This is a genomic window from Citrobacter sp. Cpo147 (assembly GCF_030332405.1).
GTDB lineage: Bacteria > Pseudomonadota > Gammaproteobacteria > Enterobacterales > Enterobacteriaceae > Citrobacter > Citrobacter portucalensis.
In genome coordinates this window covers 987,213-1,011,341 of sequence record NZ_JAOWHX010000030.1, presented here as the reverse complement: position 1 = coordinate 1,011,341, position 24,129 = coordinate 987,213, and the positions used below count along the sequence as shown (strand labels likewise).

The following is a 24,129-nucleotide window of genomic DNA, read 5'->3' as shown; positions in this document are numbered from 1 at the left end:
AAGAGGGATGAAAGTGCAGCGAGCGCGTTGTTATCTGTTAGGTGAAACGGCGGTGGTTCTTGAACTGGAGCCCCCCATCACGCTGGCGACTCAGAAACGCATCTGGCGTCTGGCTCAGCGTTTAGTTGACGCCCCGAATGTGCTTGAAGCTATTCCGGGAATGAACAATATCACGGTTACCCTGCGCGACCCGCAAACACTGGCGCTGGATGCGATTGAACGCCTGCAGCGCTGGTGGGAAGAGAGTGAAGCACTGGAGCCGGATTCACGCTTTATTGAAATACCTGTGACCTATGGTGGTGAGTTTGGCCCTGATCTGGCAGAGGTCGCCCGACACAGTGGATTAAGCGACAAGCAGGTCGTCGAACTTCATGCGTCAGTTGACTATGTGGTGTGGTTTATCGGTTTTCAGCCGGGATTTCCCTATCTCGGGAGCTTACCTGAACAGCTGCATACCCCCAGACGTGCGGAACCGCGTTTGCTTGTTCCGGCAGGTTCTGTCGGTATCGGTGGATCTCAAACGGGGATCTACCCGCTTGCAACACCCGGTGGGTGGCAATTGATTGGGCGTACCTCCGTTTCGTTATTTGATCCAAAACGGGAGGAGCCGATTCTGTTACGGGCTGGCGATACCGTGCGTTTTGTCCCGCAGAAGGAGGGGATATGTTAAACATCATCCGCGCTGGCATGTACACCTCAGTACAGGACGGGGGACGCCATAGTTTTCGTCAATCCGGAATTAGTCACTGCGGCGCGCTGGATAAACCGGCGCTGAACGTGGCTAACCTGCTGGTGGGTAATGATGCGAATGCCGCAGCGCTGGAAATCACGCTGGGGCAACTGGTGGTGGAGTTTGAAGCCGATGGCTGGTTTGCCCTGACCGGTGCCGGATGCGAAGCGCATCTGGATCGAACTCCCGTATGGAGCGGATGGCGGTTACCGGTAAAAGCCGGGCAGCGCCTGACGCTAAAACGCCCGCTTCATGGCATGCGCAGTTATCTGGCGGTAGCGGGCGGTATTGATGTTCCCGAAGTGATGGGCTCGCGTAGTACCGATCTGAAAGTGGGCATTGGTGGGTTTGAAGGGCGTCTGCTGCGTGATGGCGATCGACTGGCGATTGGCGTATCGACCCGGCAATTCAGCGGGCCACAAGGTGTAAAACAACTGATGTGGGGTAATCTCATTCGCGCACTGCCCGGCCCTGAGTATCAGGAGTTTGATGAGGTATCGCAGGCCTCTTTCTGGCGCTCGCCGTGGCAGCTTAGCCCACAAAGTAACCGTATGGGGTATCGTCTTCAGGGGCAGCCGCTGACGCGCACGACCGATCGCGAGTTGCTGTCGCATGGTTTGCTCCCCGGCGTGTTGCAGGTTCCGCATAATGGCCAGCCAATCGTGCTGATGAACGATGCTCAGACGACGGGTGGCTATCCGCGCATCGCCTGTATCATCGAGGCAGATATGCATCATCTGGCGCAGATCCCGCTCGGTCAGCCGATTCACTTTGTGCAGTGTTCGCTGGAGGAAGCGCTGAAGGCGCGGTACGACCAGCAGCGTTACCTGGAACAGTTAACATGGCGACTTAACAATGAAAATTGATCTCAACGCGGACCTCGGTGAGGGATGTGCGAACGATGCAGCGCTGCTGCAACTCGTGTCTTCAGCCAATATTGCCTGTGGGTTTCATGCCGGTGATGCGCAAACCATGCTCTCAAGCGTGCGCGAAGCGTTAAAAAATGGCGTGGCGATAGGCGCGCATCCGAGCTTTCCGGATCGGGAAAATTTTGGCCGTAGCGCCATGACACTGCCTGCACAAACGGTGTATGCACAGACGCTGTATCAAATTGGCGCGCTGGCTGCCATCACGCGGGCAGAAGGCGGCGTGATGCGTCATGTCAAACCGCATGGCATGCTCTATAACCAGGCGGCGAAAGATCCTCAATTGGCCGATGCGATTGCTAAAGCGGTTCATGCCTGCGATCCGTCGCTGGTTCTGGTCGGGCTGGCGGGAAGCGAACTGATTCGCGCCGGAGAACACTATGGCTTGATAACGCGTCAGGAGGTTTTTGCCGATCGCGGTTATCAGGCCGATGGCAGCCTGGTACCCCGCAGCCAGCCGGGCGCACTGATTGAGGATGAAGAGCAGGCGCTGGCGCAAACGTTAGAAATGGTGCAATCCGGCAGAGTAAAAAGCCAAAGTGGAACATGGGCAAGCGTGACCGCCCAGACGGTATGCATTCATGGGGATGGCGAGCACGCACTCGCTTTTGCCCGTCGCTTGCGTAGCGCCTTTAATGCATGCAATATTGAAATTGGTGCATAAGATTTACCATACAAAACAACAATATATTACACAACAACATATACGGGAATGAATTATGGGAGAGGTGATATCTCTCTGGCCATTGACGGGGATCGCCGTCATCGTGGTCGGATTTCTTTTACGTTTTAATCCGGTATTGGTGGTTATTATTGCCGGGATCGTCACGGGACTGGCGGCGCATATGCCGATCGCCACCATCCTCGAGAAGCTGGGTGAAGGTTTTCTTAACACCCGCAACCTGCCGTTTATCCTGCTGATCCCGCTGGCGGTTATTGGCCTGCTGGAACGCCACGGACTCAAAGAGCGTGCTCAGGCGTGGATTGCTAAAATCCGCAGTGCCACCAGTGGCCGTCTGCTTATTGTCTATCTGTTCATTCGTGAAGCGACTGCTGCGTTAGGGTTGACCAGTCTGGGGGGGCATCCGCAGATGGTGCGCCCGCTGCTGGCGCCAATGGCGGAAGGGGCCGCCGAGAAAAATCACGGCGAGATACCCGGCGCGGTTCGCTATCGACTGCGCGCAATGTCAGCGGCGACCGATAACGTCGGGCTGTTTTTCGGTGAAGATATCTTCGTTGCCTTCGGCGCGATCATATTCATGCATAACTTTATGTTGGAGTCTGGTGGGATCCAGACCGAACCGCTGCATATCGCCTTGTGGGGGATCCCGACGGCAATTTGTGCTTTCCTGATCCACGGCACGCGTTTGTGGCGTCTGGATAGCTATTTGCAACGTGAGGTGGCGAAAGCGAATGCCGCAGCGAAAGGGGAAGCGAAATGAATTTTCAACAAAGCTATCTCTACTGGCTGGCAGGTGCGGTATTACTGATTGTGGCGCTGATGTCCTGGCAGGATAAAGCAAACCCACGCCGCTTTACCACAGGCCTGTTTTGGGGCATATACGGCGTACTGTTTCTGCTTGGTGACTGGACATACTCGCTGTTTGGCGATAAACGCGCGGTGCATATTGCCGTCGGCATTGCGGTGGTCGTGCTGGCCCTGATCGCAGGTTTTGGCGGTGTGAAGCTTGGAAGCTACCATCAACGGACGCAGCAACAGCGCGAAGAAAGCGCCAGCCGCCTGGGCAACCGCCTGTTTTTCCCGGCGCTGGCGATCCCGGTGGTAACGGTTATTGGCGTACTGATGTTCAACCATATTCCAGGCTTACAGGATGCGCTGTTTGGGCCGGGTAATCACGCCACGCTGGTGACGCTCTTTTCAATGACAGCGGGCTCGTTGATTGGTCTGGCGATGGCGATAAAAATGACCCATGAGCGGGTGCATCAACCGATTCAGGAGGCGCGCCGTCTGCTGGATTCCATTGGCTGGGCGTTCATTCTGCCGCAGATTCTGGCTACGCTCGGGCTGCTGTTTACAGCGGCCGGTGTGGGTAGCGGCATTTCATATCTGACGCAGGAATATCTGGCGGTGGATAGTCGCTTTATCGCGGTGGCGGTGTACACCATCGGCATGGCATTGCTGACCATGGTCATGGGTAATGCGTTTGCTGCTTTCCCAATCGTGACTGCTGGGATTGGTATTCCGATCCTCGTACTGCAACACGGCGGCAATCCAGCGGTAATGGCGGCGATTGGTATGTTCTCCGGCTATTGCGGGACGCTGATGACGCCGATGGCGGCGAACTTTAATATTGTTCCAGCAGCGCTGCTGGAGCTACCGGACAAAAACGCGGTGATTAAAGCGCAGGTGCCAACCGGCGTACTGCTGCTACTGGTCAACGTGTTCCTGATGTATTTCCTGATGTTCCTGTAAGGAGGAAGGATGAAAACAGTACTCATCACGGGATTTGAACCCTTTGGCGGCGAGTCAGTTAACCCTTCCTGGGAAGTGGTCTCGAGCCTCGACAATGCTATTATCGGCGGATGCCGCGTTATTGCCCGCCAACTACCGTGTGTATTTGGCGAGTCTCTCGCCGTACTCAATGCCGCGATTGACGCGTTGTCGCCATCACTGGTGCTGGCGGTGGGGCAGGCGGGTGGTCGCACGGATATCACCGTGGAACGCGTGGCGATTAACGTTGACGATGCGCGTATTGCGGATAACCAGGGACAACAGCCGGTAGATGTGCCGATTGTGGTCGATGGCCCGGCGGCATGGTTTAGTACGTTGCCGATTAAAGCGATGGTTGTCGCCATGCGCAACGCGGGAATTCCGGCCTCGGTTTCCCAGACTGCGGGTACTTTCGTGTGTAACCACGTGATGTATGGCCTGCTGCATAAACTACGCGACGTACCTGCGGTGAAGGGCGGCTTTATTCATATCCCTTATTTGCCGCAACAGGCTGCACAGCATCCCGGGGCGCCAAGTATGGCGACAGAAACGGTGCGCCGTGCGCTGGAGATTGCGATTGCCACCGCCTTGCAGGTGGAAAGCGATATCGCAGTGACGGGCGGCGCAACACATTAACAAAGGACAGCATTATGCCTGAAGGCCCGGAGATTCGCCGTGCGGCGGATAACCTGGAGGCGGCAGTCAAAGGCAAACCCCTGACGGATGTCTGGTTTGCCTTTGAGCAGTTAAAACCGTATCAATCTCAACTAATTGGGCAACGTGTTACCCAGCTTGAAACGCGGGGGAAAGCATTACTGACCCATTTTTCTAATGGCCTGACGCTGTACAGTCACAATCAGCTCTATGGTGTGTGGCGAGTGGTGGATACCGGCACAATCCCGCAAACTTCGCGGGTACTGCGCGTCAGTCTGCAAACACATGACAAGACAATTCTGCTCTATAGCGCGTCTGACATCGAAATGCTGACGCCAGAACAGCTCGCCACCCACCCGTTCCTGCAACGGGTAGGGCCGGATGTACTGGATTTACGTTTAACGCCCGATGAGGTTAAAGCGCGTCTGTTATCTCCGCGTTTTCGTAATCGCCAGTTTTCTGGTCTGCTACTGGACCAGGCGTTTCTGGCGGGATTAGGTAACTACCTGCGGGTAGAGATCCTTTGGCAGGTTGGGTTGACCGGGCAGCATAAAGCGTCGCAGCTTAGTGATGAGCAACTGGATCAACTGGCACATGCGCTGCTTGATATTCCGCGCCTGTCTTATAATACCCGTGGCCTGGTCGATGAGAATAAACATCACGGTGCGTTGTTTCGCTTTAAGGTCTTTCATCGGGACGGCGAAACCTGTGAGCGCTGTGGTGGAATCATCGAAAAAACGATGCTCTCTTCGCGCCCCTTTTACTGGTGTCCGGGATGTCAGCACTAAGCGGGCTGTTTTGGCGCGTGCACCGAAATAAACCTTGCGACTGCGGGGCCAGTTAACAAAATGCTGAACAGTCGCAGGGTTTGCATCGCCATGATGAGCGCCATATCTGCGTGGCTTCCTGCGGCGATTACCGCAACAGAATCCACTCCTCCAGGACTGGTTGCCAGATAGGCAGTGAGAAAGTCGATCTGCATGTAATGCGCCAGTCCCCAGGCCATGGCGGCGCAGATCGCCATCAGTGAAAAAATGGACAACAGGATCTGCGGCAGTGGTCATAATGCCATTAAAAAGATCTGCTTATCAAAGCCAAGACCTATTTGCCAGCCAATTGACATGTAGGCTATCGCCAGCAGCCACTCCGGCAGTTCAATCACCATCACTCCGCTTGCATTCAGCAAGGCACCCACCAGCATTGGCAATAGCATGACGCCAGAGGGAATACGCAGTAGGCGTCCAGCCGTACCGGCAACGGCGGCCAGCATCAGAGTGCTGAAAAGATTGCCGCTTAGCGGTGGAAACCAGATGATTTGTTCACTGACCGTTTGCACCTGGTCGCCCATCACCAACCGGGTGACCAGCGCTGCCGCGCCGACCACCAACAGTACGCGCAGATACTGCATAAACGCCACCAGCCGGATGTCGGCTCCATAATCCTGGGCCATTGCGACCATTGCCGCTGCACCGCCTGGCGACGAGCCCCACGCACCGGTATTCCCCGGTAGATTACTGTAGCGAACCAGCAGCCAGCCGATTATCGCGCTGCTGATAAGGGTTGCCAGCAGGATAACAATCACCATCGGCCAGTGGGCTGCAAGGGTTGTAAAGATTGAACCGGTCAGATTTTGGGCAATCATGCAGCCGAGAATCGCCTGTGCGCCAAGAAATGTGCAGCGAGGAGGATGCAGCGAGATGCCGCGCATACTGAAAATGATGCCGACGATCATCGAACCGAGCAGCAAGGGGCCTGGAAGATGGATAAACAGAAAGAGCAGGGAAAGAAGGAGCGATAGCACAAACAACAGGCTCCACTGCAAAACAGGCATCCCATGCTCCTGAGTAAAATGTGAGAAATCTCAGTAAATCATAGAGAAAGCACGATAAGAATAAAATAATGTGGATCAAATAAAAACAGGCCGGACATAGGCATCACTGCTTTATCCGGCCTGGGAGCGTTTATAACTTTAAGCCGGACAAGCGCTAGCGCCATCCGGCAGACAATTAACGCTTAATATCAGACTTAAAATCGCGCTTGTCGTAGCCGGTGTACAGCTGACGCGGACGCGCGATTTTCATGCCGTCGGTGTGCATTTCGTTCCAGTGTGCAATCCAGCCAACGGTACGTGCCATGGCGAAGATCACGGTGAACATGGAGGACGGAATACCCATCGCTTTCAGGATGATGCCGGAGTAGAAGTCTACGTTCGGGTAGAGTTTCTTCTCGATGAAGTACGGGTCATTGAGCGCAATGTGCTCAAGTTCCATCGCCACTTCCAGCAGATCATCTTTGGTACCCAGTTCTTTCAGCACTTCGTGGCAGGTTTCACGCATGACGGTAGCGCGCGGGTCATAGTTTTTATAAACACGGTGACCAAAGCCCATCAGGCGGAAGGAATCATTCTTGTCTTTCGCGCGGCGAACAAATTCCGGAATGTGTTTAACAGAGCTGATTTCTTCCAGCATTTTCAGCGCAGCTTCGTTTGCGCCACCGTGAGCCGGTCCCCACAGGGAAGCAATACCGGCTGCGATGCAGGCAAACGGGTTAGCGCCAGAAGAGCCCGCGGTACGTACGGTAGAGGTTGAGGCGTTCTGTTCGTGGTCAGCGTGCAGGATTAAGATACGGTCCATTGCGCGTTCCAGGATAGGATTCACTTCGTATTTTTCGCACGGCGTAGAGAACATCATGTTCAGGAAGTTACCGGCGTAGGAGAGATCGTTACGTGGGTACACGAACGGCTGCCCGATGGAATATTTGTAGCACATCGCTGCCATGGTTGGCATTTTGGACAGCAGGCGGAAGGCGGCGATTTCACGGTGACGCGCGTTGTTTACATCCAGCGAGTCATGATAGAACGCTGCCAGCGCTCCGGTTACACCGCACATAACGGCCATCGGGTGAGAGTCGCGGCGGAAACCGTGGAACAGACGGGTGATCTGCTCGTGGATCATGGTATGGCGAGTGACTGTGGTTTTGAACTCGTCGTACTCTTCCTGCGTCGGTTTTTCGCCGTACAGCAGGATATAACACACTTCCAGATAGTTGGACTCGGTCGCCAACTGGTCAATCGGGAAGCCGCGATGGAGCAAAACACCTTCGTCACCGTCGATGAAAGTAATTTTGGATTCGCAGGATGCGGTAGAGGTGAAACCTGGGTCAAAAGTAAACATCCCTTTTGAGCCAAGGCTACGAATATCAATAACATCTTGACCGAGCGTACCTTTCAGCACATCCAGTTCAATAGCAGCGTCACCATTTAGAGTGAGTTTTGCTTTAGTATCAGCCATTTACGGTCTCCTTAGCGCCTTATTGCTTAAGACTGCCGGAACTTAAATTTGCCTTCGTGCATCAATAAACCGTTACCAGTTTGTTATTTGGCTCGCCGCTCTGCGAAAGAGGGGATGACCTGGGTACAGAGCTATGGGCGCTTGCAGGTAAAACGGTCTTTTCATGGCGAATAAACTGCAAATCAAGAACTTAGCAATCCGAATTATTTAACCTGTCTATCACTAATAACTGTCCTGAAGGTATTGGTCAATACTTCCACACTGTTACATAACTAAATCTCCGGTGAAAGAGTGACCCCATAACTTTTACGCATTATATGCTTTTTCTGGTGTCGTTTGTAACAACTTTGTTTAATGATTGTCAAATCAGATGATTAAAAATTAAAATAATGTTGTTATCGTGACCTATGTCACTGTTCGGGATAAAACCCGACAAACTATATGTAGGTTAATTGTAATGATTTTGTGAACGTCCTATACTGCCGCCAGGTCTCCGGAATACCCTGCAATCCCGAGCCAACCAGCGTTGTAACGTGTCGTTTTAGCATCTGGAAGCAGTGTTTTATATGACGCGTAGTTATAGTAAGGACGCTGTCTGACCCGCACGCAGACCGGAGGAAGGAAATCCCGTCGTCTTTCAGGCTACAGGTGTCTTCATCTTCTGTACCCGAAGTCTAAAGGGAATAATAAGAACAGCATGTGGGCGTTATTCATGATAAGAAATGTGAAAAAACAAAGACCTGTCAATCTGGATCTGCAAACGATCCGGTTCCCAATCACGGCGATAGCGTCCATTCTCCATCGCGTATCCGGAGTGATCACCTTCGTGGCGGTCGGGATTCTGTTGTGGTTATTGGGTACCAGCCTTTCCTCCCCTGAAGGTTTCCTCACCGCGTCATCCATTATGAATAACTTCTTTGTAGAGTTAATTCTGTGGGGGATCCTGATTGCGCTGGCATATCACGCCGTAATGGGCATTCGCCATCTGTTGATGGATTTTGGCTATATCGAAGAAACCCTCGAAGCAGGGACACGCTCTGCCAAAATTTGTTTCGTTATCATTGTCGTGCTTTCACTTCTCGCAGGAGTCCTCGTATGGTAAGCAACGCCTCCGCATTAGGACGCAACGGCGTACATGACTTCATTCTGGTCCGTGCTACCGCTATCGTTCTGACGTTATACATCATCTATATGGTCGGTTTCTTCGCCACCAGCGGCGAGCTGACGTATGAAGTCTGGACCGGTTTCTTCTCATCGGCATTCACCAAAGTCTTCACCCTGCTGGCACTTTTCTCCATCTTGATTCATGCCTGGATCGGCATGTGGCAGGTGTTGACCGACTACGTTAAACCTCTGGCTGTGCGCCTGATTCTGCAACTGGCTATCGTCGTTGCGCTGGTGGTTTACGTCATTTATGGATTTGTTGTGGTGTGGGGTGTGTAATGAAACTGCCAGTCAGAGAATTTGATGCTGTTGTGATTGGTGCCGGCGGCGCAGGTATGCGCGCGGCGCTGCAAATTTCCCAGAGCGGTCAGACCTGTGCGCTGCTCTCCAAAGTGTTCCCAACCCGTTCCCATACCGTATCCGCGCAGGGTGGCATCACCGTTGCGCTCGGTAATACCCATGAAGATAACTGGGAATGGCACATGTACGACACCGTTAAAGGGTCGGACTACATTGGTGACCAGGACGCTATTGAATATATGTGTAAAACCGGTCCGGAAGCGATTCTGGAGCTGGACCACATGGGGCTGCCGTTCTCTCGCCTCGACAATGGCACAATTTATCAACGTCCGTTTGGCGGCCAGTCGAAGAACTTCGGCGGCGAGCAGGCGGCTCGTACAGCGGCAGCGGCCGACCGTACCGGTCATGCACTATTGCACACGCTGTATCAGCAGAACCTGAAAAACCATACCACCATCTTCTCCGAGTGGTATGCGCTGGACCTGGTGAAAAACGCCGATGGCGCAGTTGTCGGTTGTACCGCGCTGTGTATCGAAACCGGTGAAGTGGTTTACTTCAAAGCCCGTGCGACCGTGCTGGCCACCGGCGGTGCTGGCCGTATTTATCAGTCCACTACTAATGCCCACATCAATACCGGTGACGGTGTTGGTATGGCTATCCGCGCTGGCGTGCCGGTGCAGGATATGGAGATGTGGCAGTTCCACCCAACAGGTATCGCCGGTGCAGGCGTTCTGGTAACAGAAGGCTGCCGTGGTGAAGGTGGCTACCTGCTGAACAAACATGGCGAACGCTTCATGGAGCGTTATGCCCCGAATGCGAAAGACCTGGCGGGTCGTGACGTGGTGGCGCGTTCCATCATGATCGAAATCCGTGAAGGTCGCGGCTGCGACGGCCCGTGGGGTCCGCATGCCAAATTGAAACTCGACCACCTGGGTAAAGAAGTGCTGGAATCCCGTCTGCCGGGCATTCTCGAACTGTCTCGTACCTTTGCTCACGTTGACCCGGTCAAAGAGCCGATTCCGGTTATCCCAACCTGCCACTATATGATGGGCGGTATTCCGACCAAAGTCACTGGCCAGGCGCTGACCGTGAATGAGCAGGGTGAAGATGTGGTGATCCCTGGGCTGTTTGCCGTCGGCGAAATCGCCTGCGTATCGGTTCACGGCGCCAACCGTCTTGGCGGCAACTCGCTGCTGGACCTGGTCGTATTTGGTCGTGCGGTTGGTCTGCACCTGCAGGAATCTATCGCTGAGCAGGGTGACCTGCTGGATGCGACCGAAGACGAAATCGACGCTTCTCTGGCGCGTCTGAACCGCTGGAACGGTAACCGTAACGGTGAAGACCCGGTGGCGATTCGCAAAGCGCTGCAAGAATGTATGCAGCATAACTTCTCGGTATTCCGCGAAGGCGATGCGATGGCGAAAGGTCTGGAAGAGCTGAAAGCGATCCGCGAACGCCTGAAAAATGCCCGTCTGGACGATACCTCCAGCGAGTTCAACACCCAGCGCGTTGAGTGTCTGGAGTTGGATAACCTGATGGAGACCGCGTACGCCACTGCAGTATCTGCAAACTTCCGTACCGAAAGCCGTGGCGCGCATAGCCGCTTCGACTTCCCGGAACGTGATGATGAAAACTGGCTGTGCCATTCCCTGTACCTGCCAGAATCGGAATCCATGACGCGACGTCAAGTCAATATGGAACCGAAGCTGCGCCCGGCATTCCCGCCGAAGATTCGTACTTATTAATGCGGAGACAGGACAATGAAACTCGAGTTTTCAGTTTATCGCTATAACCCGGATGTTGACGACGCTCCGCGCATGCAGGATTACACCCTGGAGGCGGAAGAAGGGCGCGACATGATGCTGCTGGATGCCTTGATGCAGCTGAAAGAAAAAGATCCGTCACTGTCGTTCCGCCGCTCCTGCCGTGAAGGGGTTTGTGGCTCCGACGGTCTGAACATGAACGGCAAAAATGGACTGGCCTGTATCACTCCTATTTCTGCGCTGAATCAGCCGGGCAAAAAAATTGTCATTCGCCCGCTGCCGGGTTTACCGGTTGTGCGCGATTTGGTGGTAGACATGGGGCAATTCTACGCACAGTATGAGAAGATTAAGCCTTACTTGTTGAATAATGGGAAAAATCCGCCAGCTCGTGAGCATTTACAAATGCCAGAGCAGCGTGAGAAGCTCGATGGGCTGTATGAATGTATTTTGTGTGCATGCTGCTCAACGTCCTGCCCATCATTCTGGTGGAACCCGGACAAGTTTATTGGCCCGGCAGGTCTGCTGGCAGCGTATCGCTTCTTAATTGATAGCCGCGATACCGAGACCGACAGCCGCCTGGAAGGTTTAAGTGACGCTTTCAGCGTATTCCGCTGCCATAGCATCATGAACTGCGTCAGCGTATGTCCGAAAGGACTGAACCCGACGCGCGCCATCGGCCATATTAAGTCGATGCTGCTCAAACGTAGTGCGTAAGTAGTTGTAGTGGTTGCCGGATGGCGACGTAGCGTCTTATCCGGCCTACGGGTTACGTACCTTGTAGGCCTGATTAGCGAAGCGCCATCAGGCAATTTAAGTGCAGGAAACCTCTAAAAACTGCCACATTATTAGACAGTTTTTAAAGGTTCCTTAGCGGACGCAGATGACACGACAGTCCGCAACAAGTGAACCCCGGCACGCACATCGGTGTGCGTGGTAGTATCCACGGCGAAGTAAGCATACAAATGCTTAAGGGATCACGATGCAGAACAGCGCTTTGAAAGCCTGGTTGGACTCTTCTTACCTCTCTGGTTCAAACCAGAGCTGGATAGAACAGCTCTATGAAGACTTCTTAACCGACCCTGACTCGGTAGATGCTAACTGGCGTTCGACGTTCCAGCAGTTACCTGGTACCGGAGTCAAACCGGATCAACTCCACTCAAAAACACGTGATTATTTCCGTCGACAGGCGTTGATTACCCCACGTTACTCTTCTTCTATTTCCGACCCTGATGCCAATGTGAAGCAGGTTAAAGTCCTGCAGCTCATTAACGCCTATCGTTTCCGCGGTCATCAGCATGCGAATCTCGATCCGCTGGGACTGTGGCAACAAGAAAATGTGGCCGATCTGGACCCGTCTTTCCACGATCTGACCGATGCGGATTTCCAGGAAAGCTTTAACGTAGGTTCTTTTGCCGGCGGCAAAGACACCATGAAGCTGAGCGACCTGGTTGTCGCGCTGAAACAAACCTACTGCGGCCCAATTGGCGCCGAGTATATGCACATCACCAGCACCGAAGAAAAACGCTGGCTTCAGCAGCGTATCGAGTCTGGCCGTGCCGCATTCAGTAGCGAAGAGAAGAAACGCTTCCTCAGCGAACTGACCGCAGCGGAAGGTCTGGAACGCTACCTGGGCGCTAAGTTCCCGGGTGCAAAACGCTTCTCGCTGGAAGGCGGTGATGCGTTAATCCCAATGCTCAAAGAGATGATCCGCCACGCCGGTAACAGCGGTACCCGTGAAGTGGTACTGGGCATGGCGCACCGTGGTCGTCTGAACGTTCTGGTTAACGTACTGGGCAAACGCCCGCAGGAACTGTTCGACGAATTTGCGGGCAAACATAAAGAACACCTCGGCACCGGTGACGTGAAGTACCATATGGGCTTCTCGTCTGATATCGAAACCGAAGGCGGCTTGGTACACCTGGCGCTGGCGTTTAACCCGTCGCACCTGGAAATCGTTAGCCCGGTAGTTATCGGTTCCGTACGTGCACGTCTGGATCGTCTGGACGAGCCGAGCAGCAATAAAGTCCTGCCAATCACCATTCACGGTGATGCGGCAGTTACCGGGCAGGGCGTGGTTCAGGAAACCCTGAACATGTCGAAAGCGCGTGGTTACGAAGTGGGCGGTACCGTTCGCATCGTTATCAACAACCAGGTGGGCTTCACTACGTCTAACCCGCTGGATGCGCGTTCTACACCGTACTGTACCGACATCGGTAAGATGGTTCAGGCGCCGATTTTCCACGTGAACGCGGATGACCCGGAAGCGGTCGCTTTCGTGACCCGCCTGGCGCTGGATTTCCGTAATACCTTTAAACGCGATGTCTTCATCGATCTGGTGTGCTACCGCCGTCACGGCCACAACGAAGCCGACGAGCCGAGCGCAACCCAGCCGCTGATGTATCAGAAAATCAAAAAGCATCCGACCCCGCGCAAAATCTACGCTGATAAGCTGGAAGCGGACAAGGTCGCCACGCTGGAAGATGCGACTGAAATGGTCAATCTGTACCGTGACGCGCTGGATGCTGGCGAATGCGTAGTGAAAGAGTGGCGTCCAATGAACATGCACTCCTTCACCTGGTCGCCGTACCTCAACCACGAGTGGGATGAAAACTACCCGAACAAAGTTGAGATGAAGCGTCTGCAGGAGCTGGCAAAACGCATCAGCACTGTACCTGAAGCGGTTGAAATGCAGTCGCGTGTTGCCAAGATTTACGGCGACCGTCAGGCCATGGCCGCAGGCGAGAAGCTGTTTGACTGGGGTGGTGCAGAGAATCTGGCTTACGCCACGCTGGTTGACGAAGGCATTCCGGTCCGTCTGTCTGGTGAAGACTCCGGTCGCGGAACCTTCTTCCACCGTCACGCGGTAATTCATAACCAGGCCAACGGTTCAACCTACACTCCGCTGCAGCATGTGCATAACGGACAAGGCACCTTCCGCGTATGGGACTCCGTACTGTCTGAAGAAGCCGTGCTGGCGTTCGAGTACGGTTATGCCACAGCAGAACCGCGCACGCTAACCATCTGGGAAGCACAGTTCGGCGACTTCGCCAACGGTGCGCAGGTCGTTATCGACCAGTTCATCTCTTCCGGTGAGCAGAAATGGGGCCGTATGTGCGGTCTGGTTATGCTGCTGCCGCACGGCTATGAAGGTCAGGGTCCGGAGCACTCCTCCGCGCGTCTGGAACGTTATCTGCAACTTTGCGCTGAGCAAAACATGCAGGTTTGCGTCCCGTCTACCCCGGCGCAGGTTTACCACATGCTGCGTCGTCAGGCGCTGCGAGGTATGCGTCGTCCGCTGGTGGTGATGTCACCGAAGTCGCTGCTGCGTCATCCGCTGGCGGTGTCTACGCTGGACGAACTGGCAAATGGTACTTTCCTGCCAGCCATTGGCGAAGTAGATGAACTTGATCCTAAAGGCGTGAAGCGTGTCGTGATGTGTTCTGGTAAGGTTTATTACGACCTGCTGGAGCAACGCCGCAAGAACGACCAAAAAGATGTCGCCATTGTGCGCATCGAACAGCTCTATCCGTTCCCGCATAAAGCGGTGCAGGAAGCGCTGAAACCATTTGCTCACGTACATGATTTTGTCTGGTGCCAGGAAGAGCCGCTCAACCAGGGCGCATGGTACTGCAGCCAGCATCATTTCCGTGAAGTAATTCCATTTGGGTCAGCTCTGCGTTATGCAGGTCGCCCGGCCTCTGCCTCTCCGGCAGTAGGGTATATGTCCGTTCACCAGAAGCAGCAACAAGATCTGGTAAATGACGCGCTGAACGTCGATTAAATAAAGGATAAATAATGAGTAGCGTAGATATTCTTGTTCCCGACCTGCCTGAATCCGTAGCGGATGCAACGGTTGCAACCTGGCACAAAAAACCGGGCGATGCAGTACGTCGTGATGAAGTACTGGTAGAAATCGAAACTGACAAAGTGGTACTGGAAGTACCGGCATCAGCGGACGGTATTCTTGATGCGGTTCTGGAAGATGAAGGGACAACCGTCACTTCTCGCCAGATCCTCGGTCGCCTGCGTGAAGGCAACAGCACCGGTAAAGAAACCAGTGCTAAGTCTGAAGAGAAAGATTCTACTCCGGCACAGCGCCAGCAGGCGTCTCTTGCTGAGCAGAACAACGATGCCCTGAGCCCGGCGATCCGTCGCCTGCTGGGTGAGCATAACCTCGAAGCCAGCGCTATCAACGGCACCGGTGTCGGCGGTCGTATCACCCGTGAAGATGTTGAAAAACATCTGGCGAAAGCTCCGGCTGCGAAAGCCGAAGCAAAAGCGCCGGCAGCAGCACCTGCACCACAGGCTCAACTGGGCGCGCGTGGCGAAAAACGTGTTCCGATGACCCGTCTGCGCAAACGCGTAGCCGAGCGTCTGCTGGAAGCGAAAAATTCCACCGCCATGCTGACCACGTTCAACGAAGTCAACATGAAGCCAATCATGGACCTGCGTAAGCAATACGGTGATGCGTTCGAGAAACGCCACGGTATCCGTCTGGGCTTTATGTCTTTCTATGTGAAAGCGGTTGTTGAAGCGCTGAAACGCTATCCGGAAGTGAACGCGTCCATTGATGGTGATGACGTGGTTTACCACAACTACTTTGATGTCAGCATGGCGGTCTCCACGCCGCGTGGCCTGGTCACGCCGGTCCTGCGTGATGTGGATCTGCTGGGTATGGCTGACATTGAGAAGAATATTAAAGAACTGGCAGTTAAAGGTCGCGACGGCAAGTTGACGGTCGAAGATCTGACGGGTGGTAACTTCACCATCACTAACGGTGGTGTGTTCGGTTCCCTGATGTCTACGCCGATCATCAACCCACCGCAGAGCGCCATCCTGGGTATGCATGCCATCAAAGATCGTCCGATGGCGGTAGACGGCAAGGTTGAAATCCTGCCGATGATGTATCTGGCGCTGTCTTATGACCACCGTCTGATCGATGGTCGTGAGTCAGTAGGCTTCCTGGTAACCATTAAAGAGTTGCTGGAAGATCCAACGCGTCTGCTGCTGGACGTGTAGTTAATAAGAGTATCACCTGCCCCGTAGGTCTGGACGCTTATCAGACCTACGGGTAAAAGATAACGATTACCTGAAGGATGGACAGAACACATGAACTTACATGAATATCAGGCAAAACAACTTTTTGCCCGCTATGGCTTACCGGCACCGGTGGGTTATGCCTGTACTACTCCGCGTGAAGCCGAAGAAGCTGCATCTAAAATCGGTGCTGGCCCGTGGGTAGTGAAATGTCAGGTTCACGCTGGTGGCCGTGGTAAAGCGGGCGGTGTGAAGGTGGTAAACAGCAAAGAAGACATTCGCGCTTTTGCTGAACACTGGCTGGGTAAACGTCTGGTTACTTACCAGACAGACGCCCATGGCCAACCGGTAAATCAGATTCTGGTTGAAGCCGCGACCGACATTGGTAAAGAACTTTACCTCGGCGCAGTTGTTGACCGTAGCTCCCGTCGCGTGGTCTTCATGGCCTCTACCGAAGGCGGCGTGGAAATCGAAAAAGTAGCGGAAGAAACTCCGCACCTGATCCACAAAGTGGCGCTCGATCCGCTGGCAGGCCCAATGCCTTACCAGGGTCGTGAGCTGGCGTTCAAACTGGGTCTGGAAGGTAAACAGGTTCAGCAGTTCACCAAGATCTTCATGGGTCTGGCGACTATCTTCCTGGAGCGCGATCTGGCGCTGATCGAAATCAACCCGCTAGTTGTGACCAAGCAGGGTGACCTGATCTGCCTCGACGGCAAACTGGGCGCTGACGGCAACGCACTGTTCCGCCAGGCTGACCTGCGCGAAATGCGCGACCAGTCTCAGGAAGATCCGCGTGAAGCGCAGGCTGCACAGTGGGAACTGAACTACGTTGCGCTGGACGGCAACATCGGTTGTATGGTTAACGGTGCGGGCCTGGCAATGGGCACCATGGACATCGTTAAGCTGCACGGCGGCGAACCGGCTAACTTCCTCGACGTTGGCGGCGGTGCGACCAAAGAGCGTGTAACCGAAGCGTTCAAAATTATCCTCTCTGATGACAATGTTAAAGCCGTACTGGTTAACATCTTCGGCGGTATCGTACGTTGCGACCTGATCGCTGACGGTATCATCGGCGCGGTAGCAGAAGTAGGCGTAAACGTTCCGGTCGTGGTACGTCTGGAAGGTAACAACGCTGAACTCGGCGCGAAAAAACTGGCTGATAGCGGCCTGAATATTATTGCAGCGAAAAGTCTGACGGATGCAGCTCAGCAGGTTGTTGCCGCAGTGGAGGGGAAATAATGTCAGTTTTAATTAATAAAGATACCAAGGTTATCTGCCAGGGCTTCACCGGTAGCCAGGGGACATTCCACTCTGAACAAGCGATCGCTTACGGTACGCAAATGGTCGGTGGCGTTACGCCGGGCAAAGGCGGCACCACGCATCTGGGTCTGCCAGTGTTCAACACCGTACGTGAAGCGGTAGAAGCGACCGGCGCAACCGCCACCGTTATCTACGTTCCGGCCCCGTTCTGCAAAGACTCCATTCTGGAAGCAATCGATGCAGGCATCAAACTGATTATCACCATCACCGAAGGTATCCCAACGCTGGATATGCTGACCGTGAAAGTGAAGCTGGATGAAGCTGGCGTACGCATGATCGGCCCGAACTGCCCAGGCGTTATCACTCCGGGTGAATGTAAAATCGGTATCATGCCGGGCCACATTCACAAGCCGGGTAAAGTGGGTATCGTTTCCCGTTCAGGTACCCTGACCTATGAAGCGGTTAAGCAGACTACCGACTATGGTTTCGGCCAGTCTACCTGTGTAGGCATCGGTGGTGACCCGATCCCAGGCTCTAACTTCATCGACATCCTGAAGCTGTTCCAGGAAGATCCGCAGACTGAAGCGATCGTCATGATCGGTGAGATCGGCGGTAGCGCGGAAGAAGAAGCGGCTGCTTACATCAAAGATCATGTAACCAAGCCGGTTGTAGGTTACATCGCGGGTGTGACTGCGCCGAAAGGTAAGCGTATGGGTCACGCGGGTGCGATCATCGCGGGTGGTAAAGGTACAGCGGATGAGAAATTCGCTGCGCTGGAAGCTGCAGGCGTGAAAACTGTTCGTAGCCTGGCCGATATCGGCGAAGCGCTGAAAACCGTTATTAAGTAAGAAATAAAAAAACAGCCCTGACTCTCTGCATAGTCAAGGGCTGGTCCCGTTTCGACATGGTTGGCCATCTGATGATGGCCTTTTTTATGTCTGCAATTCATCTTTTGTCTGAGCGTTATTTTTATAACCTGCTTAAAGCTATACGATTTTTCTTCTGTAGGTAATAACCATCATGGCATTCAATATTTATCTTGCAATTTGATCATAATCATCTGCATAAATGAGATTATTTTTTGCGGTGAGCATCATTCTTTCTCCTGATGAAATTCTGCATATTACCGGCTTTAATTTCATTAATGCCGGAGGATACCGTGTCGTTGAAAATCCAGGATGATTACCTACAACGTTTTTTCTCGATAGCAAAAGTATTCTCCAGTGCGACTGGATTAGCCACTGTTGTGGTTGATGTTAGCGGAAAAACTCTCTCGGATTGCCATAACTTTAATTCGTTCTGCACATTAATGCGGGCGGATGAACGCTATTGTGTGAGTTGCCAAAAGTGCGACAAGTATTGTGCTTTTGAAGGATTAAAACACCTTAAACCCAGAATACTCAGCTGTCACGCAGGGCTAAGTCTGTTTTCTATGCCATTAATTCGTGAGGGGCATCTGTACGGTTTTATGCTCTGTGGGCAGGTGCGGGCAAAATATCAGGAATATAAAACTATCGTTATTGATAATGAATGCTCATGGATGGATGAACCAAAAATAAAAGCTGAATGGAGTCAGGTAGCGGTAGTAGATAATAATGCGCTGGTGGCATCAGCTAATTTATTAAGTTTTATTGTTGATAATTTCGAGACAGAACAGCAGCAATTGGATGAGTTTGTTATTCCGCCGACCAGTTACACGCGTCATTATTTTACAGAACCTTCCCGACACGAAAAAAAACTTCTGGCAGCGTTGCGTTATATTGATGAGAATTTATATAGTGAATTATCTCTGGAATCCGTAGCGGCTCATGTCTGCTTAAGCGCAAACTATTTCAGCCGTTTTTTTAAGAAACGGCAGGGCGTTAACTTTAAAACCTGGGTGAATCAGAAAAAAATGCAAAAAGCGGGGGAGTTATTGCACGATCCCATTCATTCAATAGACAGCATTGCCCGGAAACTCCAATACGCACAAACCAGTTACTTTTGCCGCGTTTTCCGGGCGGCGCATCAAACGTCGCCCCAGTCTTTTCGTCATGCCAGACTGTCGCAGTAAAGGTTTTCTGGCAGCGTGATGGCTTCAGGGATAAAAGAGAGCCGATCGCTCAGGGTTACCACATCACCAATCACTATCAGCGCAGGGGGGAGAATGTTAGCTTCCTGCGCCTTGCTCAGTAGTGAACCGAGCGTACAGGTCAGTCGGCGTTGGTTATCCCGGGTGGCGGACATAATTAGCGCTGCAGGTGTATCTGCCGATTTTCCACCCATCAATAATTCCTCACAGATAAACGCCAGATTGGCGATACCCATGACGATAACCAGCGTACCATTCAGTTTGGCCAGCTGACGCCAGTCCTGCTGTTGGTTGCCCTCCCGCGTATGACCGGTTACCACGTGAAATCCCGAGGCGAAATCGCGGTGTGTTACCGGAATCCCGGCATAGGTCAGGCCACCAATAGTTGAGCTGATACCCGGCACCACTTCAAACGGGATTCCCGTCTCGACAAGATCCTCAACTTCTTCAGCCCCACGTCCAAAAACATACGGATCGCCGCCTTTCAGACGCACAATATTATTGTGCGTTTGGGCATACTGGACAAGCAGTGCATTGATTTCATCCTGCGGTACACAATGGAAGCCTGGGTTTTTGCCGACATTGATAAGCAGACAATCAGGTAATGCCCATTCCAAAATTTTAGGATTGACCAGCCGATCGTAAATAATGACATCAGCCTGTTTAATGCACATCATTGCTTTGAGGGTAAGTAATGAAATATCACCGGGACCTGCCCCAACGAGCCAGACCTTTCCGAAAGTTTTCACATTGTGTCCTTTATCACATCATTCAAAAAAAGGCAGAAACTACATCAAGGAATGATAAAAAGCAGTCGTTTGCCCGTAAGTTATAACGTGAAATTATCCAAAATTATCGCACTGATAATATTGATTAATCTCGCAAAGTTTTTTCTGCAATAAACAAGATAACTTGAAAAATTATTAAGAACTTATTGGCACTATTTGCTTGGGTTTAACCTTATTTAAATTGTGTTTATTGTTGCCCTTGAGTATTATCGGTTAATATTTATCCGCCATCAGTGTGAGCAAATCATGGATTGGATCAATGACATTAATGGATGAAATAAAATATAACTCTCGGTGCTTATCTGGGTATCTTGAATTATTTTTTATAAATTAAACTATTTTTGCACGCTGCATATGGAAGAGGTTATGAGAGGAAAAATACCTAAGACGGAGTTGCTGGTAACTTTTGAAGTTGTTGCGCGTCACGAAAGTTATACCCGGGCAGCTGAAGAGCTGGCTTTAACACAAAGTGCTGTTTTCCGCCAGGTAAATGCACTGGAGGATTTTCTCAATACCGCGCTATTTAATCATGCCAAAAAACGCATTTTTTTAAATGCGGCTGGCAAATACTATTTAAGTATCGTTAAAGAAACGTTAAATAAACTTGAACGAGATACGACGACGATAATGACCTGGCAGCCAACGGTACAGGTTATTGAGCTGGCGGTGAATCCGACGTTCAGCACGCACTGGCTGATCCCAAACCTGCGTGAATTTAACAAACTTAATCCTGATATTATCGTGAACATTCATTCCCTGGCGAATATTGGTGATTTTCTCAATCGAGAGTATGACGCGGCAATTATGCGTGAAGACTTTTATTCGCCATGGTCAGGGGTTGAGTACCTGTTTGAAGAGGAAATTCTGCCGGTATGCAGCCGCTGTTTGCTGGCCGAACCGGAACGAAAACTGGCGGTGAACGAATTACTAAACGAATTTCCGCTCTTGCACCAAAGTACGCGCATCAAAGGGTGGCAGGAGTGGTTTGCGCTGTCAGAAGTCAGCAGTCCGCTGGTGAATAAAGGTCCGAGATTTGATTTGTTATCGATGCTGATCGCGGCGGTCCGTTCTAATCTGGGCGTTGCGCTGCTCCCGCGTTTTGCCATTCAGCACGATCTGGACAGTGGTGATATGGTCATTCCTTGCGATGTTCCAATGCGTACCGGGAATCGATTTATTATGACGTGGCGTGAAGAGAAATCGGAATCCGAGCATTTACAGATTTTCCGTAACTGGTTGCTCAGTAAGTCCGTGGTATCGGCTGCCTGAGGGTGGCTTGCGCCTTATCAGGCCTACAACGATGGGTAGGCCGGATAAGACGCGTTAGCATCGTTATCCGGCAAAAGAACGGCTACCAATCTATCCCAACCTGTGCCTGAATACCGCGGTCAAACGCGTGTTTGACCGGGCGAATTTCACTGACCGTATCGGCCAGTTCCAGTAGCAGCGTATGGCATCCGCGTCCGGTAACGATGACGCTTTGCTCCGCAGGGCGATTTTCGATGGCGTTGATAACCTCCTGCGTATCAAGGTAGTGGTAAGCCAACATGTAAGTAAGCTCATCAAGTATCACTAAATCGTAATGCGCATCAGCCAGCATGCGCTTACTTTCCAGCCATACGACCGTTGCCGCCTCGATATCTGCTTGCCGATTTTGGGTTTCCCAGGTAAATCCGGTGCCCATAATATGGAACTCGACGCCGAGGGGGTGCAGTGTGTTGTACTCGCCATTATCCCACTGACCTTTAATAAACTGCGCGATGCCAACGGTTTTTCCGTGACCCACTGCGCGCGTTGCCGTGCCAAAGGCTGCGGTTGATTTTCCTTTTCCGTTGCCGGTGAAGACAATCAGGATCCCTTTCTTCTCCGTTGCAGCCGCTACGCGGGTATCAACCTGTTCTTTCAGTTTCTGCTGACGCTGGCGGTGTCTGTCGTTATTGGCGCGCGCTTCCATGGAAACTCCTTAATGCCCTGCCGGACAGGTTGCACAGCGATGCTGCTGTTCGAACTGGCTGAAGAAGTTATTACCTTTGTCATCCACCAATACGAAGGCAGGCATATTTTTAACTTCCATCATCCACACCGCTTCCATTCCCAGTTCGGGATACTCAAGGCACTGCAGACTCTTCACGTACTGCTGCGCCAGTAGGGCGGCGGCACCGCCAATGCTGCCGAGGCTAAATCCACCGTGTTTGTGACAGGCATCAGTGACCTGCTGGCTGCGGTTACCCTTGGTGAGCATAATGAGGCTGCCGCCTTGTGCCTGGAAAGCATCGACATACCCATCCATGCGCCCGCCGGTGGTGGGCCCCATCGAGCCACAGGCCTGATTTTCCGGGGTTTTGGCGGGACCAGCGTAGTAAACGATATGCTTTTTCATGTATTCCGGCATAGGTTCGCCGTTATCCAGTCGCGCTTTGATGTTCGCGTGGGCGATATCGCGAGCGACAACAATCGGGCCGCTTAACGACAGGCGTGTACCAATGGGCAGAGCGGAAAGGTCATGCAGGATGTCACGCAGCGGACGGTTCAGATCCAGTTGTACGGTCTGAGCGCCGTTTTCTACCCGGTGAGAATCGGGGATAAATTTGCCCGGATTATGCTCGAGTTTTTCCAGCCAGATACCGTGTTTATTAATTTTGGCCTTAATGTTGCGGTCGGCAGAGCAGGAGAGGGCCATCGCGATTGGGCAGGAGCCGCCGTGGCGCGGTAAGCGAATTACGCGGATATCGTGGGCAAAGTATTTGCCGCCAAACTGCGCCCCGATGCCAAACTCGCGGCTGGCATTGAGCAACTCGGCTTCCAGCGCCGTATCACGGAACGCCTGGCCCAGCTCGTTCCCGCTGGTGGGTAGATTATCGTAATATTTGGTTGAAGCCAGTTTGGCGACTTTCAGCGCCTGGTCGGCGGATAAGCCCCCAACCACAAAAGCGATGTGATATGGCGGGCAAGCGGCTGTACCCAGTGATTTCATTTTTTCGATCAGGAACGCAGTGAGTTTTTCCGGCTGTAGAATGGATTTGGTTTCCTGGTACAGTGCCGCTTTGTTAGCTGAGCCGCCACCTTTATTGACGAACAGGAAACGGTATTCGTTACCTGGTGTGGCGCTAATATCGATTTGTGCGGGCAGGTTGGTCTGGGTATTGACCTCGGTATACATATCCAGCGGGGCATTTTGCGAGTAACGCAGGTTGTTTTCGGTAAAGGTGGAATACACGCCTTTGCTTAATGCTTCTGCGTCATCGCCGCCGGTCCAGACATGTTGTCCTTTGCTGGCCACAATGGTTGCCGTCCCGGTATCCTGGCAGTTGGGCAGTACGCCTTTAGCTGAAACCTCTGCATTGCGCAGCAGCTGCAATGCGACGTACTTATCGTTACTGCTGGCCTGTGGGTCGTGCAAAATGCTGGCAATCTGTTTTAAATGTCCGGCGCGCAGGAAAAATGAAGCCTCATAAAACGCCTGCTGTGCTAACAAGGTTAACGCTTCCGGTGCAACCTTGATCACTTCCTCTCCGTCTAACTCCGTTACCGTAACGTGCTGGTTACTCAGTAATTCATACTCGGTACTATCTTTACTCTGAACAAAGAGTTCCTGCCAGACAAATGGTTTAGACATAGTACTTCTCACCTTTTCATTTTGCCGGATGACGGCGTAAATAAATGCGCTAATCGTAGGCCGGATAAGCGAAGCGCC

The 24,129-nt window shown here is 52.6% G+C and carries 21 protein-coding genes and 2 pseudogenes; 17 read left to right on the top strand and 6 right to left on the bottom strand.

What is annotated here, in order from left to right; genetic code table 11:
* Positions 1-13 precede the first annotated feature (13 nt).
* The 7 genes from pxpB to nei are packed head-to-tail and all read left to right on the top strand — an operon-like array spanning position 14 to position 5,550.
* Positions 14-670, top strand: coding sequence for a 5-oxoprolinase subunit PxpB (pxpB, locus tag OGY06_RS07490; protein WP_003831391.1), 657 nt, complete (start codon positions 14-16; stop codon positions 668-670).
* Positions 664-1,596 (top strand): 5-oxoprolinase subunit PxpC, encoded by a 933-nt coding sequence (gene pxpC / locus OGY06_RS07485; RefSeq protein WP_003831392.1) that lies wholly within the window; start codon positions 664-666, stop codon positions 1,594-1,596. Before pxpB ends, pxpC begins: the two co-directional genes overlap by 7 nt.
* Positions 1,586-2,320: a 5-oxoprolinase subunit PxpA gene (gene pxpA / locus OGY06_RS07480; protein WP_003831393.1), complete on the top strand. Its 735-nt coding sequence runs from the start codon at positions 1,586-1,588 to the stop codon at positions 2,318-2,320. Before pxpC ends, pxpA begins: the two co-directional genes overlap by 11 nt.
* 55 nt (positions 2,321-2,375) lie before the next feature.
* Entirely contained in the window at positions 2,376-3,098 is a 723-nt protein-coding gene (locus tag OGY06_RS07475) for a DUF969 domain-containing protein (protein WP_003831395.1), read from the top strand.
* Positions 3,095-4,090: a DUF979 domain-containing protein gene (locus OGY06_RS07470; RefSeq protein WP_003831397.1), complete on the top strand. Its 996-nt coding sequence runs from the start codon at positions 3,095-3,097 to the stop codon at positions 4,088-4,090. Before OGY06_RS07475 ends, OGY06_RS07470 begins: the two co-directional genes overlap by 4 nt.
* Before the next feature lie 9 nt (positions 4,091-4,099).
* Positions 4,100-4,744 carry a pyroglutamyl-peptidase I gene (pcp, locus tag OGY06_RS07465; protein WP_003831398.1) on the top strand — a complete coding sequence of 215 codons (645 nt, stop codon included), beginning with the start codon at positions 4,100-4,102 and terminating at the stop codon, positions 4,742-4,744.
* Between the two features lie 14 nt (positions 4,745-4,758).
* Positions 4,759-5,550, top strand: a complete 792-nt coding sequence (nei, locus tag OGY06_RS07460; protein WP_003831400.1) for an endonuclease VIII — start codon at positions 4,759-4,761, stop codon at positions 5,548-5,550.
* Here the strand turns inward: nei and OGY06_RS07455 are convergent.
* From OGY06_RS07455 to OGY06_RS07445, 3 genes and pseudogenes are all read right to left on the bottom strand, one after another.
* Positions 5,547-6,593, bottom strand: a pseudogene (locus OGY06_RS07455) (AbrB family transcriptional regulator). The gene nei and the pseudogene OGY06_RS07455 overlap by 4 nt on opposite strands.
* A 175-nt stretch (positions 6,594-6,768) precedes the next feature.
* Positions 6,769-8,052 (bottom strand): citrate synthase, encoded by a 1,284-nt coding sequence (locus OGY06_RS07450; protein WP_003831404.1) that lies wholly within the window; start codon positions 8,050-8,052, stop codon positions 6,769-6,771.
* Positions 8,053-8,255: 203 nt separating this feature from the next.
* Positions 8,256-8,366 (bottom strand): annotated as a pseudogene (locus OGY06_RS07445) (hypothetical protein).
* 383 nt (positions 8,367-8,749) lie between these two features.
* Here OGY06_RS07445 and sdhC point away from each other — a divergent pair.
* From sdhC to OGY06_RS07400, 9 genes are all read left to right on the top strand, one after another.
* Positions 8,750-9,154 (top strand): succinate dehydrogenase cytochrome b556 subunit, encoded by a 405-nt coding sequence (gene sdhC / locus OGY06_RS07440; RefSeq protein ID WP_003831406.1) that lies wholly within the window; start codon positions 8,750-8,752, stop codon positions 9,152-9,154.
* The gene (gene sdhD / locus OGY06_RS07435; RefSeq protein ID WP_003831408.1) at positions 9,148-9,495 is read left to right on the top strand and encodes a succinate dehydrogenase membrane anchor subunit; all 348 of its coding nucleotides are present in this window, start codon (positions 9,148-9,150) and stop codon (positions 9,493-9,495) included. The genes sdhC and sdhD overlap by 7 nt, the downstream gene beginning before the upstream one ends.
* Complete coding sequence (gene sdhA / locus OGY06_RS07430; RefSeq protein ID WP_003831409.1) at positions 9,495-11,261, top strand: succinate dehydrogenase flavoprotein subunit; 1,767 nt, start codon at positions 9,495-9,497, stop codon at positions 11,259-11,261. The genes sdhD and sdhA overlap by 1 nt, the downstream gene beginning before the upstream one ends.
* Positions 11,262-11,276: 15 nt before the next feature.
* Positions 11,277-11,993, top strand: coding sequence for a succinate dehydrogenase iron-sulfur subunit SdhB (gene sdhB / locus OGY06_RS07425; protein ID WP_003022921.1), 717 nt, complete (start codon positions 11,277-11,279; stop codon positions 11,991-11,993).
* Positions 11,994-12,258: 265 nt separating this feature from the next.
* Entirely contained in the window at positions 12,259-15,060 is a 2,802-nt protein-coding gene (sucA, locus tag OGY06_RS07420) for a 2-oxoglutarate dehydrogenase E1 component (RefSeq protein WP_003831411.1), read from the top strand.
* Between the two features lie 14 nt (positions 15,061-15,074).
* Positions 15,075-16,298: a 2-oxoglutarate dehydrogenase complex dihydrolipoyllysine-residue succinyltransferase gene (gene odhB, locus OGY06_RS07415; RefSeq protein WP_003022925.1), complete on the top strand. Its 1,224-nt coding sequence runs from the start codon at positions 15,075-15,077 to the stop codon at positions 16,296-16,298.
* A 90-nt stretch (positions 16,299-16,388) separates the two neighbouring features.
* Positions 16,389-17,555 carry an ADP-forming succinate--CoA ligase subunit beta gene (gene sucC / locus OGY06_RS07410; RefSeq protein WP_003022927.1) on the top strand — a complete coding sequence of 389 codons (1,167 nt, stop codon included), beginning with the start codon at positions 16,389-16,391 and terminating at the stop codon, positions 17,553-17,555.
* A complete protein-coding gene (gene sucD / locus OGY06_RS07405) occupies positions 17,555-18,424 on the top strand; it encodes a succinate--CoA ligase subunit alpha (protein WP_003022929.1) in 870 nt (289 codons plus the stop codon). Before sucC ends, sucD begins: the two co-directional genes overlap by 1 nt.
* A gap of 311 nt (positions 18,425-18,735) precedes the next feature.
* Positions 18,736-19,629 carry a PocR ligand-binding domain-containing protein gene (locus tag OGY06_RS07400; protein WP_003831414.1) on the top strand — a complete coding sequence of 298 codons (894 nt, stop codon included), beginning with the start codon at positions 18,736-18,738 and terminating at the stop codon, positions 19,627-19,629.
* On the opposite strand, the gene cobA is transcribed toward OGY06_RS07400, so the two are convergent.
* Positions 19,608-20,396, bottom strand: coding sequence for a uroporphyrinogen-III C-methyltransferase (cobA, locus tag OGY06_RS07395; protein WP_003831416.1), 789 nt, complete (start codon positions 20,394-20,396; stop codon positions 19,608-19,610). The two genes, OGY06_RS07400 and cobA, sit on opposite strands and share 22 nt — an antisense overlap.
* 405 nt (positions 20,397-20,801) lie before the next feature.
* On the opposite strand from cobA, the gene OGY06_RS07390 reads away from it, so the two are divergent.
* A complete protein-coding gene (locus OGY06_RS07390) occupies positions 20,802-21,704 on the top strand; it encodes a LysR substrate-binding domain-containing protein (protein WP_003831418.1) in 903 nt (300 codons plus the stop codon).
* A gap of 82 nt (positions 21,705-21,786) precedes the next feature.
* Here OGY06_RS07390 and cobO read toward each other — a convergent pair whose 3' ends face one another.
* Both cobO and OGY06_RS07380 read right to left on the bottom strand, forming a co-directional pair.
* Positions 21,787-22,389 (bottom strand): cob(I)yrinic acid a,c-diamide adenosyltransferase, encoded by a 603-nt coding sequence (gene cobO, locus OGY06_RS07385; protein WP_003831419.1) that lies wholly within the window; start codon positions 22,387-22,389, stop codon positions 21,787-21,789.
* Between the two features lie 9 nt (positions 22,390-22,398).
* A complete protein-coding gene (locus OGY06_RS07380; RefSeq protein ID WP_003831421.1) occupies positions 22,399-24,051 on the bottom strand; it encodes a class I fumarate hydratase in 1,653 nt (550 codons plus the stop codon).
* Positions 24,052-24,129 lie beyond the last annotated feature (78 nt).